The sequence below is a fragment of the Thioalkalivibrio sp. ALgr3 genome (assembly GCF_000377325.1).
In the GTDB taxonomy this organism is placed as follows: Bacteria; Pseudomonadota; Gammaproteobacteria; order Ectothiorhodospirales; family Ectothiorhodospiraceae; genus Thioalkalivibrio.
The window spans coordinates 180862-193293 of record NZ_KB897979.1; the positions used below are offsets into that span (position 1 = coordinate 180862).

Sequence of the window (12432 nt, forward strand, 5' to 3'; positions counted from 1 at the left end):
ACCGTCGTTCAGAGCAGGACCTTCTCGATGCCTCCTTCGCGCGCCCGGTCGATGAAACCCTTCTGCCAGTTCTCGCCCAGCAGCCGGTTGGCCATCTCCACCACGATGTAGTCGGTGTCCAGCCCGGTGTCCTCGCGATAGCGCGAGAGGCCCTGCTGGCAGGCCGGGCAGGAGGTCAGCATCTTCACGTTGCCGTTTTCCGCCTTCTCCTCGCCGGTCAGCTGCTTGATGCCCTTGTGCAGCTCCTCCTGCTTGCGGAAGCGCACCTGGGTCGCGATGTCGGGGCGGCTCACCGCGAAGGTGCCCGCCTCGCCGCAGCAGCGATCGGACTTCAGGACCTCCTGGCCCAGCAGGTTGCCGGCCACCTCGGTCGGTTTGTGCGACTTCATCGGCGAATGGCAGGGATCGTGGTACATGTACTGCACGCCCTGCAGCCCTTCCAGCTTGATGCCCTTCTCCATCAGGTACTCATGGATGTCCAGCAGCCGGCAGCCCGGGAAGATCTTCTCGAACTCGTATTTCAGCAACTGATCCATGCAGGTCCCGCAGGAGACCACCACCGTCTTGATGTCGAGGTAGTTCAGCGTCGTCGCGATGCGATGGAACAGCACCCGGTTCTCGGTGCTGATCTGCGACCCCTTTTCGAAGTCGCCACCGGCGTTCTGCGGGTAACCGCAGCACAGGTAGCCCGGCGGCAGCACGGTCTGCGCGCCCGCGTCGTAGAGCATCGCCAGGGTGGCCAGCCCGACCTGGCTGAACAGGCGTTCGGAGCCGCAGCCCGGGAAGTAGAACACCGCGTCGGAATCCATGTCGGTCTTCACCGGGTCGCGCAGGATCGGCACGTAGCGCGAATCCTCCAGCCCCAGCATCTGCCGCGTGGTCTGGCTCGGCAGCCCCGCCGGCATGGGTTTCTTCACGAAATGCACGACCTGCTCGTGCACCGGCGCCTTGCCGGTGGTCGAGCGGGGCCGCTTGCCCTCGCCGGTCAGGCCGAGCTTCTTGAACGACCAGTGACCCAGACGCTGGGCCGCATAGCCCATCTGGATCGCGCCCTTGCGGATGCCCTTCACCGCGGCCGGATCCTTGGTGTTGAGGAACGCCATGGACATCATGGTGGCCGGCGAGGCCTTGCGCTTGCCCTTCTTGTTGAGGATGGAGCGCATGTGCATGGTCACGTCGCCGAAGTCGATGTCGACCGGACACGGGTTCAGGCACTTGTGGCAGATCGTGCAGTGATCGGCCACGTCGTTCATCTCCTCGAAGTGATTCAGCGACAGCCCGCGCCGGGTCTGTTCCTCGTACAGGAAGGCCTCGACGATCAGCCCGGTCGCCAGGATCTTGTTGCGCGGCGAGTACAGCAGGTTGGCGCGCGGCACGTGCGTGTTGCACTCGGGCTTGCACTTGCCGCAGCGCAGGCAGTCCTTGATCTCGTCGTTGAGATCGCCCAGCTCGCTCTGCTCGAGGATCAGCGCCTCCTGCTTCACCAGACGCAGCGACGGCGTATAGGCGTTGTTCAGGCCGGAGCCCTCCAGCAGCTTGCCGGCATTGAACACTCCGTTCGGGTCGATCTGCTTCTTGTACTTCGCAAACGAGTCGATGCGGTCGCGATCCAGGTACTGCATCTTGGTCAGGCCGATCCCGTGCTCGCCGGAGATCACCCCGTCCAGTTCGCGCGCCAGGCGCATCACCTCGTCCACCAGACGCTCGGCCTGGTGCATCATCGGGTAGTCGTTGGAATTGACCGGGATGTTGGTGTGCACGTTGCCGTCGCCCGCATGCATGTGCAGGGCGATGAACAGCCGGCTGGTGAGCACGCGGTCGTGGATCGCGGTCAGGCGCTTGCGCACCGACTCCATCTGGTGGCCATTGAATATGTCGAACAGCGGCCGCTCGACCTCCGCGCGATAGGAGATGCGCAGGCTGCGACGCAGCAGCAGGTGGATCAGTTTGTCGTGCGGGCGCATGTCGGCGCGCGCAGTGTCATCCAGCAGCTCGTCGCACTCGGAGGCCAGGGTGTGGAAGTTGTCGGCGATGCGCGACCAGCGATCGCGCACCGATTCCAGTACCTCCACCGCGCGCTGGCGCTTGGTCTCGAACCACTGCTGGCCCTCGCCCTCGGCATCCTCCAGCAGCTCGCGCAGCTCGGGATGGTCGCCGCGCATGCATTCCAGCATCTCGTCGACCATCGCCAGCTTGTTCGTCAGCGACTCGCGGACGTTGAGGGTCTCCACCCCTTCGGTGTACTCCGCCAGGCGCTCCAGCGGGATCACCACGTCCTCGTTGATCTTGAACGCGTTGGTGTGGTGGGCGATGGCCGCGGTGCGCGCGCGATCGGCCCAGAACCGCTTGCGCGCCTCCGGGCTCACCGCGATGAAGCCCTCGCCGTTGCGCGCGTTGGCCGCGCGCACCATCTGCGCGGCCAGGCGACCCAGCGCGTCCTCGTCATCGGACACGATGTCCGCGACCAGGACCATCTTCGGCAGGTCGCCGCGCGCACCCTTGGGGGTGTACTTCACCGCCCGCACGTAGCGTTCGTCGAGGTGCTCGAGCCCCGCCAGCAGCACGTTTTCCTCGGCATCCACCGCATCCTTGATCTCAACGATCGCCGGGACCGCCTCGTGCAGATCGGTACCGTAGAACTCCAGGCACACGGTGCGGGCATTGTCCGGCATGCGATGGAGGATGAACTCGGCCGAGGTGATCAGACCGTCACAGCCCTCCTTCTGGATACCCGGTACGCCCATCAGGGTCTTGTCGGTGACGTCCTTGCCCAGCCCCGTCTTGCGGAACTGCGCCCCCGGCATCTCCAGGATCTCCGGCTCGCCCTTCTGCGTCCGGCCGTCCGCCTCAAAACGGGTCACGCGGAAGCGTACGGTCTCCGCGTCGTGGATCTTGCCCAGGTTGTGATCGAGGCGCTCGATATACATCCAGTCCGCCTCGGGGGTCACCATGGTCCAGGCGGCCAGGTTGTCCAGCGCGGTGCCCCACAGCACGGCCTTCTTGCCGCCGGCATTCATGGCCACGTTGCCGCCGATGGTGGAGGCGTCCTGCGAGGTCGGGTCCACCGCGAACACCAGGCCGTTGTTATCGGCCAGCTCGGAGACGCGCTTGGTCACCACGCCCGCCTCGACGTGCACCACCGGGACTTCGCGGTCCACACCCGGCAGGCTGCGCCGCTGCACGTCACCCAGGCCTTCCAGTTTTTCGGTGTTGATCACCGCCGAGCGCTTGGACAGCGGCACGGCACTGCCGGTGTAGCCGGTACCACCGCCGCGCGGGATCACCGTCAGTCCCAGCTCGATGCAGGCCGCGACCAGCGGCCCCATCTCTTCCTCGGAGTCGGGGGTGAGCACCACAAACGGCAGTTCCACGCGCCAGTCGGTCGCATCGGTCACGTGCGAGACACGCGCCAGCCCGCCGAACTGGATATTGTCCTTGTGCGTGAGCCCGTTCATGCGCTTGCGAACCTTGTCGCGCAGCGCCAGCGTCTTGTCGAACTCCTCCGCGAACGCGGTCAGCGCCGCCTGGGCACGCCGGGCCAGGGTCAGGGCCTTCTCGTTGCCCTCGGCACGCGCCTCGATCTGGTCGAGGCGGTGCTGCATCGCATCCATCAACGAACGGCGACGCTTGCGGTCCCCCAGCAGATCGTCCTGGATGTACGGGTTGCGCGTGACCACCCACATATCCCCCAGGACCTCGAACAGCATGCGCGCGGACACGCCGGTACGGCGTTCGCCACGCAGCTCGTTGAGCAGCTCCCAGGTATCGGACCCGAGGAAGCGGATGACGATTTCGCGGTCGGAGAAGGAGGTGTAGTTGTACGGTATTTCGCGCACGCGTTCGGCGGTCATTGAGGCGAAGCCTCCCGATCAGAGTGAAGCGCAAGGTTAACGGCCAGCCGGACCGAAAGCACGATCTCGCACTCGCGGTCCATTCTTTTGGCACCAAAGTAATTGCGCAATAATAAGGAAACCCTGATCGACGTGCACGCCCGACCGGGCCCGGAACAGCCCGGGCCCGGTCGGCTGCGGAGATAATGCGGCGTCAGAACAGTTTGGATTCCATCTCCAGGAACACCGCATTGGCGTTGGAACGGTTGGTCTGGTCGAACGCCGGCAGGTCTTCGTATTCGGACCAGTCCATGGCAGCGTAGGCCTCCTCGAAGGACATCATTTCCTCGACCGATTCCGCCATGTGCTCCCGCAGCTTCACCAGGTAATCCCGGGTGAAGCGCACCGCCCGGCGGGCATTGGCGGTCGCGTCGCCATGCCCCGGGATCAGAAAGTTCGGCTCCATCGCCTCCACCTGCTCCAGGCGGTTCACCCAGTTGCCGGAATCCAGGGCATCATCGCCGAGGAACGGGATGCGGCCGTCAAACACGATATCGCCGGCAAACACCACGCCGTCTTCCTCGACCACCATGATGACGTCATCCGGTGAATGCGCCGGACCGGCATGCAGCAGGCGGAACGTCTTGCCGCCCAGCTCGATGGTGTACTCGTCGTCGAACAGCTCGTCCGGCGGGATCACCTGAGTGTCTTCGTCCACCCACGGATAAAGCACGCCCCGACGCTGCTGCAGACGGGATTCGGCGCCCGGCCCGCGCAGATAATCTTCCGCCCGCCGCTGACCGATGATGCGCGCTTCCGTATGATCGGCGAACGCCTGCAGACCGTAGATATGGTCCGCATGGTAATGACCCGCAATCACGTAGCGGATCGGTTGATCCGTGACCTCCCGGATCCGCCGGATCATCTCGAACCCCAGGGCCGGGGTACCCAGAGCGTCGTAGACCACCACGCCCTCGTCGGTCACCACGAAACCGGCGTTGGAAGTGTGGCCCTCGTTGTCGGGGCCCGGGATGCCCGACAGACCGATCATGTACCAGGCATTGGTCCCTTCCACCTGGCGGGCGCGGGTATCGACAGTGACCTCGGGATACGGATTCTCGGATACGGACATGGCTTCTCCTTGCTCGAAACCTGGGACTGACTATAGACCACAGACGCGTGGAGAAAGACCGACATTCCGTAAAAGAGCTGCGCGTGTGCGTTGCTCCGCTGCGCTCCGCCGAACCTTCCAGGTTCTCATCCTGGCCGGTCATATCCATGAAAAAGGGCCCCGCGAGGGGGCCCTTTTCCATGGATGGCTGGGGGACCAGGATTCGAACCTGGGTTGACGGAGTCAGAGTCCGTAGTCCTACCGCTAGACGATCCCCCAATTCTGGCCGGTGCCCGAAACCTCCGGGTGCACCGGCGAAAACCGGATCAGCGCTTGGAGTACTGCGTCGCGCGACGGGCCTTGCGCAGGCCGATCTTCTTGCGCTCCACCTCGCGGGCATCCCGCGTCAGGTGACCGCCACGACGCAGCGTGCTGCGCAGGTCCTCATTATACTCAACCAGGGCGCGGGCGATACCCAGACGAATGGCACCCGCCTGACCGTTACCGCCCCCGCCGGAGACCGTAGCCACCACGTCGAAGCCGTCGAGGGCTTCGGCCGCTTCCAGCGGCTGCCGGACAACCATGCGCGAGGTCGGACGACCAAAGAACTCGTCCAGCGGACGGCCGTTGACGGTCACATTGCCCGAGCCGGGACGCAGGAAGACACGCGCGGAAGCCGTCTTGCGGCGACCCGTACCGTAGTACTGATTCATAGCCATTGGAATCGATTTCCCTGTTTCTGGTTGGCGGCGCCGCGGATCAGATGTCCAGCGGCTGCGGCTGCTGGGCCGCATGCCGGTGCTCGGTTCCGGCATACACCTTGAGTTTCTTGAGCATCGACCGGCCGAGCGGATTGCGCGGCAGCATGCCCTTGACGGCCAGCTCGAGCACCTTCTCCGGATGACGTTCGATCATCTGGGAGAAGTTCGCCTCCTTGATGCCCCCCGGAAAACCGGTATGGCGATAATACATCTTGTCGGAGGCCTTGTTGCCCGAGACCCGGATCTTGTCCGCATTGATCACGACGATGTAGTCGCCGGTATCCACGTGCGGCGTGTAGACGGGCTTGTGCTTTCCGCGCAGCCGACGCGCGATTTCCGTGGCGAGTCGACCGAGGGTCTTGTCACTGGCATCCACAAGGAACCAGTCGCGTTCGACTTCTGCCGGCTTGGCGCTGATGGTGCTCATGTATCGATGCTCCGATGTCGGGGCGATTCAGAAAGCGCGAAAGAATACCGTGTTGTACCCCGTCATTCAAGGGTCCCACGAGCGATCGCGCAAAAAGACGGGGCCGCCCCGAAGGACGGCCCCGTCAGCGCATGCCTGTCCCTTGCGGGCTTACATGGCGCTTTCGGCCTGCTGCTGGACCTCCTGCATCAGCTCGGGGTCGTTCTGCAGGGCCATGGCGACCTCATTGTACTCTTCAACGGTCATGCCGGCATCCTCCACGGCCGCGACCATCTCGTCCTGGGCCTCCTGCTGCATCTGCTGCGCCTGGGTCTCGTCCTCGGCTTCCTGCAGGCGCTGGGAGAAGTCCTCGCGGACCTCCTGCACACCGACAAAGGCTTCGACGAAGGTGTCGATGTCTTCATCGGACAGGTCGACCTCGGGGGCCTGCTGCTGCATCGGGGCGCCGCCACCTTCCGGCGGAGCACCGCCCTGGGCGCCCGCGCCACCCTGAGCACCGCCCTGCGGCGGGGCGCCGCCCTGGGCGCCACCTTCCGGCGGAGCACCGCCCTCGGCGCCGCCACCCATCTGGGCGGAGGCCACGCCACCGAAGGCGAACATGGAAGTCAGGGCGAAAGCCATTGCGGTCTTGCGAAAGTTCATCATTGCGTTTGCTCCTTGGTCTTTACGACGGTCTGTATTCACGAAAATCATGATCTGCGGTTTATCTGCGGTCTGTGCGGAACATCCGCCCGCAGTCGCGGGCGGGCCGGACTACCAGTCCCGCTCCGTGCCCTGCCGCGGGTCTTCGCCGGGCTCGGGCATCGCCTCGCCTTCGGGCCGCTCGCCCGGGGCCGGCATCTGCTGGCCGGTGGCGCCGCCACGCGGATCCGTGCGCTCGGGTTCCATGCTCCCCGGCGGCGCGTCACGCGGCTCGGGGGGCGCGCCCTGCGGCCGATCCGGCTGCCCCGGCCCGGTTTGCGGTTCGGGGGGCTGCCCGCCGGGCGGGAGCCCGCGTTCCTGTCCGGTGCCGCCGGGCGGAAGCCCCCCGCCCTGGCCGCTCCCGCCGGGTGGCGGGGCATCCCGCGGTGCCGGTGCGTCCTGCCGCGGCTCGGGCGGCTGGCCCTGCCCCGGGGTTCCGGCCCCGGGCGGCATGTCGCCGGCGGGGGCACCGCCCTGGCCCGCCTGGGCCGCGGCCACCCCGGAAAAGCCGAGGGTCAGCACCGAACCGAGCGCCATGGCCGTTGCGGTTTTGCGGAAAGTCGTCATGCGACCTCCTGTGGTTTGCGGATTTCGCTACGAACAATTCACATGATGCAACCCACGGGCCAACATTCAGAACACAAAAAAATATCTTTGCAATCAGAGACATGAAGGCCGTCCGTGCGGCCGGGAGGAGAACAGAAAGAAGATCAGAACTGTTTCTTTTCGACACATGGGTCGCAATGAAACGTGTCACCGCGTCCGCATGACACACCGCGCAAGGAAACGGCTCAGTTCGTATCGGACTCGCCGAGCCGCCGATAAAGCGTCTTGCGGCCGATCCCCAGCATGCGCGCCGCTCGTTGCTTGTTGCCCTCGCAGTGTTCCAGGACGCGCTGGATGTAATCGGTCTCGAGTTCGGCCAGCGAAGGCCAGTGGGCGTCCCGGGCGCCGGGAACGCCGTCACCCGGGGACGTGCCGGCTGGTGTCCCGCCGGATGCCGATGCGTGCACCCGCTCCGGCAGGTCGCGCAACTCGATCTGGTCACCGGAAGACAGGGTCGCGGCGCGCTCCATCAGACTGGAGAGTTCGCGCACGTTGCCGGGGAAGGCGTAGTGGAGGAGGGCCCGCATCGCCTCGGGACTCGGACGGCGCTCCGGCAGCCCGTGAGCCAGGGCGTGCTGGCGCAGGAACTGCAGGGCCAGGCGTTCGATATCCTCGCCCCGGTCGCGCAACGGCGGGATCTCGATACGAAAGGTCTCCAGCCGATAGTAGAGGTCCTCGCGGAACTCGCCCTGCGCGATGCGCCCCGGGATGTCCTGGTGGGTCGCCGCCACGATGCGAACGTCGGTGTCCACCTCCTCGTTGCCGCCCACCGGGCGCACGCGCCCGTCCTGCAGCAGCCGCAGGAGCTTGCTCTGCATCGCCACCGGCATCTCGGCAATCTCGTCGAGAAACAGGGTGCCTCCGTCGGCCTCGCGGAACAGGCCGCGGCGCGCGCCCCGGGCGCCGGAGAAAGCCCCGGCGACATGCCCCAGCAGTTCCGATTCCAGCAGGCTCTCGGGAATGCCGGCGCAGTTCAGGGCGACGAAGGGACCGTCGCGGCGAGCGCTCTCGGCGTGCAGCGCACGCGCCACCAGCTCCTTGCCGGTACCGGACTCGCCGGTGATGAGCACCGATCCGTCGGAAGCCGCAATCCGCCGGATCAGGTCGAACAGCCGCAGCATCGCCGGACTGTTCCCCTGCATGCCGTGAAATCCCTCGCCGGCCGCCAGCAGCTCGCGATACTGGCGCACCTCGGCCTTCAGCCGCCGGGCCTCGATCACCCGGTCGGCCGCCAGCCGCAGATGATCGAGGTCCACCGGCTTGGTCAGAAAATCATCCGCCCCCGCCTTGAGCGCGGCCACGGCCTGGTCGATGGTTCCGAAGCCGGTGAGCATGATGAAACCGGGCTCCGGCACCGCCTCGCGCGTGGCTTCCAGCACGCGGAAGCCATCCTCGCCCGGCAGTCTCAGATCGCTGACCACCAGGCCGAAGGGTTGCTGGCCCAGGGCCTGCATCGCCTCTTCGGCGCTGCCCACGGCCACCACGCCATGCCCCGCCTCGCGCAGCTCCTCCACCAGCAGGTCCCGGTGACCGCGATCGTCCTCGACCACCAGCACCGACTCCGGATTGGTCATGCACCCTCCTCCGGCAACGTTCCATCCTCTCCATCCCGCGCGGCACTTCCCGCGGCATCCGCAGCCCGCGGAAACCGGATCACGAAACGGGTCTCGCCCGGGTCCGAACGATCCAGCGCGATCGAACCGCCATGATCCTCCATCGCGACCTGGGCCACCGCCAGTCCAAGACCGGTCCCCTTTCCGGCCGGCTTGGTGGTGAAAAAAGGCTCGAACAGGCGCTCCGCCGTCTCCGGATCGATACCGCCTCCGGCGGCGGGGCCGTCGTCGGCCACGGTGACTTCGACCTGCTCGTCCTCCACGCCCCAGGTGATCCGCACGTGCGACCGGGCTGCCTGCCCGCCGTTCTCGATCAGGTTTTCCAGCGCCTGGCCCAGCCGCAGCCGGTCCGCTTCCACCTGCAGGGGCGCGCCTTCCAGCCGGAACTCCACGTCCGGACAATGCCCCCGACCGCGCACGCGATCCACCAGTTCCCGGACCAGTTCGTCCAGATTCACGCTGCGGCGCTGCAGCGGATTGCGCCGGGCGAAATCCAGCAGCTGCCGCACGATGGTCTCCACCCGCTCGGTTTCTGCCCGCAGCTCCTGCATTTCCTTGCGCGCCGGGTCGTCCTCGGCCAGACGGCGGGCGGCCCGCTGGGCGCGTCCGGCGATGATCCCCAGCGGGGTTCCCAGCTCGTGCGCCACCCCGGCCGCCAGCTGGCCGATCGCCGCCAGCTTTTCCGAATGCCGCAGTTTTTCCTCCAGCGCTCGCTGCTCGGCCCGCTGCGCCTCCAGCGCGGCTTCGGACGCCTCGCGCCGTTCCAGCATCCCGTTCATGGTAGCCGCGACATGGCGCAGCTCCGCCGGCCCGGCCTCGGGTGCCCGCACGCCGCGCACCCCTTCGCCGATGTCGTGCATCACCCCGGTCAGGCGCTCGACGTGGCGCCCCACGGCCCGGTGGTACCCCACCAGCACCAGGGCCAGGAACAGCACCGTCACCGCCCCGGTCAGCACCGCGCCCTGCCAGCGCAGCTGGGAGACGTAGGCACGAAACGGAGACACGTCACGGGTCACCTGGAGCAGGCCCACGATTCGTCCCGCGTGGTCCGCCAGCGGCAGGAAGAACGAAAAAACCTCCCGCCCGCGATGTTCGTCGAACGCACCCAGGGTTCCGGTCTCGCTGATGGCCTGCGCCTCTCCCCGATGCCGCAGCGACGGGCTGGGCGGCCCGGAGGTCGCCACCAGCTCGCCGCGCGCGTCGTAGACATACACCCCGAAGACCTCGTCGATCTGGAACAGCGAATCCAGCGACTCCTGAACGGCGGCCACGTCCTGTTCAACAATCGCCGTGGACACCGGCAGACGGATCGCCCGCGCAACCAGCTCGATGTCGTCCTGCATGCGGTCTTCCATCTGCGTCTGGAATTCCTGCAGGCCCAGCGCGACCACCGCACCCACCAACAGGAGCAGCGGCAGCAGGATGAACATCACCACCACATTGCGCAGGCTGTTCAGGCGTCGCGTCATGATCGATGGGAACCGGGGGCGGGCATGCCGCCATGGTAGGCGCGGCGGCCGGACGATGCGAACGGGCAAAAAAAAGCGCGGGACAGAGCCCGCGCCAAGAAAACCACCAAAGGAGGATGGAGGAGTCCGCCGATGCTGTCAGGGGGGACAACATTCAGCGTATGCAGATCTTCTAATATTAGGATATTCCTGTCAAGCACTTCCCGCGAGCGACGAACAGAAAGCGGTCGCGCCGGACCGGTTTTTCTCCTAAGCTTGCGATCTGCACAACCGTAAGACGCATACGCCACACAACTATTCCCTCCCGACGCGTTCGCCGCGGAGCGATACCCCGATGCTTGAACACTGCACCCTTCCGGTAACCCCGCTGGAGCAGAACGCCACCCTGATCTGGTGCAACGAAACCGGCCGCGCGGCCTGGGTCGACCCCGGCGGCGAGGCCCCGACCCTGTTCGCCCGCGTGCGCGATCAGGGCCTGGAACTGGATTCCATCCTGCTGACCCACGGCCACCTGGATCATGCCGGCGGCGCGGCCGAGCTGGCACGGCTGTCCGGCGTGCCCGTCGTCGGCCCGCAGCGCGAAGACGCGTTCTGGCTCGAGCAGCTGCCGCAGCAGGCCGCGATGTTCGGATTTCCGGAGATCGCGCCGCTGACCCCGGATCGCTGGCTGGACGACGGAGAGACCCTGGAGCTGGGGAATGAACGGCTGCAGGTACTGCACTGCCCCGGGCACACCCCGGGCCACGTGGTGTTCTTCAGCCCGTCCGCGCGGATGGCGCTGGTGGGGGACGTGCTGTTCAACGGCGCGATCGGACGCAGCGATTTTCCCGGCGGTAACGGGCGCGTTCTGATCGAGTCGATCACGCAGAAACTGTGGCCACTCGGAGATGACGTCCGTTTCATCCCCGGTCACGGACCGGAATCCACCTTCGGCGAGCAGCGCCGGCGCAATCCGTTCGTCGCCGATCACGTGCTCGCCGGGTGAACCCCGGCGCGGGGCCTGCCTCAGGCCCCGGCGCGCAGCGCGGCGATGCGCTGTTCGATCGGCGGATGGCTCATGAACAGCTTCTTCAGGCCCTGCGCCATGCCGCCACGGATGCCGAAGGCGGCCATCTGATCCGGCATGTCCACCGGCCGGCCGGAGGCCCGCGCCAGCGACTCCAGCGCCCCGATCATCTTCTCGCGCCCGGCCAGTTCGGCCCCGGCCTGGTCGGCACGGAACTCGCGCTGCCGCGAGAACCAGAACACGATGATGGAGGCCAGGATCGCGAGGATGATCTCGGCCACGATGGCGGTGATCCAGAACGCCGGGCCGTGACCGGACTCGTTCTTGAACACCACGCGATCGACAAAGTGCCCGATCACGCGCGACAGGAAGATCACGAAGGTGTTCACCACGCCCTGGATCAGGGCCAGGGTCACCATGTCGCCATTGGCCACGTGGCCGACCTCGTGGCCCAGCACGGCCTCGACCTCGCCCTGCCCCATGTTCTGCATCAGCCCGGTGCTGACCGCGACCAGCGCGTTGTTCCGGCTCATGCCGGTGGCGAACGCGTTGGGGTCCGGCGAATCGTAGATCCCGACCTCCGGCATGCCGATGCCCGCCTGCTTCGCCTGGCGCTGGACGGTCTCCAGCAGCCACTGCTCGGTCGCGTTCGAGGGCTTCTCGATCACCTTCACCTTCATGGTCTTCTTCGCCATCCACTTGGAGATGGCCAGGGAGATGAAGGAACCGCCAAAGCCGAACACTGCGGCAAAGATCAGCAGGGCCGTGAGGTCGAGGTTGACCCCCTGCTCGTCGAGGATGCTCTCCACCCCGAGGATGCGCAGCGTGATGCTGAGCACGATCAGGATGGCGAAGTTGGTGGCCAGGAACAGCAGTATGCGTTTCATCGGATGAACTCGTTCTCCGTTGCGGGTGGAATCAGGCATTT

General features: G+C 66.3%; 10 protein-coding genes and 1 tRNA gene. 1 reads left to right on the plus strand and 10 read right to left on the minus strand.

The window, feature by feature from the left end; all coding sequences use genetic code 11:
- Nucleotides 1-8: 8 nt before the first annotated feature.
- The 9 genes from C998_RS0106540 to C998_RS0106580 form a co-directional block, all read right to left on the minus strand.
- Complete coding sequence (locus tag C998_RS0106540) at nucleotides 9-3851, minus strand: DUF3683 domain-containing protein (RefSeq protein WP_018870058.1); 3843 nt, start codon at nucleotides 3849-3851, stop codon at nucleotides 9-11.
- A 193-nt stretch (nucleotides 3852-4044) separates the two neighbouring features.
- Nucleotides 4045-4962, minus strand: coding sequence for an MBL fold metallo-hydrolase (locus C998_RS0106545; RefSeq protein WP_018870059.1), 918 nt, complete (start codon nucleotides 4960-4962; stop codon nucleotides 4045-4047).
- Between the two features lie 184 nt (nucleotides 4963-5146).
- A tRNA-Gln gene (locus C998_RS0106550) sits at nucleotides 5147-5220 on the minus strand.
- 47 nt (nucleotides 5221-5267) lie between these two features.
- Nucleotides 5268-5660: a 30S ribosomal protein S9 gene (gene rpsI, locus C998_RS0106555; RefSeq protein WP_024328551.1), complete on the minus strand. Its 393-nt coding sequence runs from the start codon at nucleotides 5658-5660 to the stop codon at nucleotides 5268-5270.
- 40 nt (nucleotides 5661-5700) lie between these two features.
- Nucleotides 5701-6129 (minus strand): 50S ribosomal protein L13, encoded by a 429-nt coding sequence (gene rplM / locus C998_RS0106560; protein ID WP_018870061.1) that lies wholly within the window; start codon nucleotides 6127-6129, stop codon nucleotides 5701-5703.
- A gap of 150 nt (nucleotides 6130-6279) precedes the next feature.
- Nucleotides 6280-6771, minus strand: a complete 492-nt coding sequence (locus C998_RS0106565) for a DUF4168 domain-containing protein (protein WP_026279505.1) — start codon at nucleotides 6769-6771, stop codon at nucleotides 6280-6282.
- Nucleotides 6772-6882: 111 nt separating this feature from the next.
- Nucleotides 6883-7377, minus strand: a complete 495-nt coding sequence (locus C998_RS0106570) for a hypothetical protein (RefSeq protein WP_026279506.1) — start codon at nucleotides 7375-7377, stop codon at nucleotides 6883-6885.
- Between the two features lie 224 nt (nucleotides 7378-7601).
- Nucleotides 7602-8990, minus strand: coding sequence for a sigma-54 dependent transcriptional regulator (locus tag C998_RS0106575; protein WP_018870063.1), 1389 nt, complete (start codon nucleotides 8988-8990; stop codon nucleotides 7602-7604).
- Nucleotides 8987-10498, minus strand: coding sequence for an ATP-binding protein (locus tag C998_RS0106580; RefSeq protein WP_018870064.1), 1512 nt, complete (start codon nucleotides 10496-10498; stop codon nucleotides 8987-8989). Before C998_RS0106580 ends, C998_RS0106575 begins: the two co-directional genes overlap by 4 nt.
- A 334-nt stretch (nucleotides 10499-10832) precedes the next feature.
- On the opposite strand from C998_RS0106580, the gene C998_RS0106585 reads away from it, so the two are divergent.
- On the plus strand, nucleotides 10833-11483 hold the full coding sequence (locus C998_RS0106585) for an MBL fold metallo-hydrolase (protein WP_018870065.1): 651 nt from the start codon (nucleotides 10833-10835) through the stop codon (nucleotides 11481-11483).
- Nucleotides 11484-11503: 20 nt separating this feature from the next.
- On the opposite strand, the gene htpX is transcribed toward C998_RS0106585, so the two are convergent.
- Complete coding sequence (gene htpX, locus C998_RS0106590) at nucleotides 11504-12391, minus strand: protease HtpX (protein ID WP_018870066.1); 888 nt, start codon at nucleotides 12389-12391, stop codon at nucleotides 11504-11506.
- Nucleotides 12392-12432: the final 41 nt, after the last annotated feature.